General features: G+C 41.3%; 1 protein-coding gene and 1 rRNA gene. Both read right to left on the bottom strand.

Annotated features, from left to right (window positions below; all coding sequences use genetic code 11):
* Positions 1-470: 470 nt before the first annotated feature.
* On the bottom strand, positions 471-1337 hold the full coding sequence (locus ASU31_RS27035) for a DUF808 domain-containing protein (protein WP_057935339.1): 867 nt from the start codon (positions 1335-1337) through the stop codon (positions 471-473).
* Positions 1338-1914: 577 nt separating this feature from the next.
* Positions 1915-2026, bottom strand: a 5S ribosomal RNA gene (gene rrf, locus ASU31_RS27030).
* Between the last annotated feature and the right edge of the window lie 9 nt (positions 2027-2035).

Raw genomic sequence — 2035 nt, 5'->3', positions numbered from 1 at the left:
GATCCGGGCTGCAAAGGTAGCAATCTTTTCTTCTCCCGCAATATTTATTTTAAAATAAATCCTTGCCTACGCTCTCCAATGCCATCCTTTCAACCAAACCCTTCCTCCGAAGCGGGATGCAAAAGTAGGGATTTTTAACCTATATCCAAAGGATAGGCAAACATTAGTTAACCTATTTATGTAACACAATGGTTTTCAGACAGAAAAAATGTTGGCACATACAAAACTTTTTGAACGAAGACGTGTTTAGAGCAGGCTGCTCCCCTTCAGGCTTCCGGAGTTTTCCCTGCAACCGGCCACTTGAAACTTAGGAAACCCCTGCAGAATAAACCCGACAGAAGTGGAAAACCCGATGGTGAGGAACGAACCAAGGCTTTGCAACGGATGGCGGGACAACGCCCATATCGTGGCACCAAACCTGCTTTCCTAAAAGATTAAAAATCCGCTCTGTCGTAGAATACTGAAATACTTTATTTTCTGACAATAGCTAACAACTTTTTACCCGCAATAACAGCAAGCACAGAGACTAGTCCGGCGGCTAATCCAAAAGCAAATTCTCTAAGAATTGAAGGCAAAGTATGAAGAAAATGATGTAGAAAGCCAACATTGTGTGCAAAAATCCCACCTGAAACTAAGATCAACGCTATCGTTCCCACAACACTTAATATCTTTATTATAACCGGTAGAGAACGAACCAGCAAATTACCGATAACTGAAAGTATACCTTTTTCACCTGAGGCCTTCATTAAGCGATATCCAGCATCATCCATCCTAACAATAATAGCTACGATGCCATAAACACCAACGGTGGCCAACAAGGCTACAGCTGACACTGTCAAAATTTGTATAAGCAGTTTTTCTTCGAGCACACTTCCCAAAGCAATAATTACAATTTCTATTGATAAAATAAAATCGGTAATAATGGCTGATTTGATCTTTGCTTTTTCTGCTACCTCATCCTCCTGGATAACTTCTTTTGCCTCTATATGGGAGGGCTTTGACCGATGAATAAAGTATTCAACAATTTTCTCCACGCCTTCATAAGCCAGGTACAACCCGCCCAGCACCAAGATCACTTTGATTGCTATCGGAAAAAAGAAATTAAGCAATAGCGCAATGGGAACAATAATAAGCTTATTCACAAATGACCCCTTGGTAATTGCCCATAATACAGGCAATTCCCTCGAGGAAAGAAAACCAGTTGACTTTTCTGCGTTTACGGCTAAATCATCTCCCAAAATTCCCGCAGTCTTCTTGGCCGCTACCTTAGCTGTTACCGCTACATCGTCCATTAAAGCACCTATATCATCCAAAATCGCAAAAAAACCTGAAGCCATATCTAAATTAAATTATGCCGCAAAATATCAAATCCTTTCCAGATTCAGACAATCATACTCAAATCTTTAAGCTATATGTGCTAAAAAAGTATGCTATAGATAGGATATATTTGCTAAATCTATCATGCACACGGTCGTTGAGATGATAATCGTGGAAAAACATCACTTTAAATGGTTAAAGCAGCGTTTAACTTATTTGTTAAGCCGAATCCAGAAGATTAAATATTTTGATGTTTTGGAGCGCAATAGCAGTAACATGTAGGCTGGGTTCCGTCCTGCTGTCCTCTGCAATCCTTTTGGATATCCGCGCTGATCAAACAATACATCTTTAACCAAAAGGGATTTCCGCTGCCATCAGGGCTATTGAACCTGGGCCAGTAGTGTAAAACTCAGTGCAAATCACCGTAATCTTGCGGGAATAAAACCTTAACCCATCTTAACTCCTTGATGATCAGGAAACCGGTCTGGGATCAAGGACATCAAGAAGACCATCCTGGGAAAAGTGAACGCTACGGAACAGAAACGGCCATAAACCAAGAAAACCCTTCAACATTTCTGCTGAAGGGTTTCTTTTAAGATCTGGCACCGACCTACTCTCCCACGTGTTACCGCAGTACCATCGGCTCTGGTGGGCTTAACTTCTCTGTTCGGAATGGGAAGAGGTGGACACCACCGATATAGGCACCTAAATTTCTTTA

The sequence above is a fragment of the Pedobacter ginsenosidimutans genome (genome assembly GCF_001442625.1).
In the GTDB taxonomy this organism is placed as follows: Bacteria; Bacteroidota; Bacteroidia; order Sphingobacteriales; family Sphingobacteriaceae; genus Pedobacter; species Pedobacter ginsenosidimutans.
The sequence above is the reverse complement of the archived record's forward strand: the minus strand, read 5'-3'. Positions and strand labels throughout refer to the sequence as shown.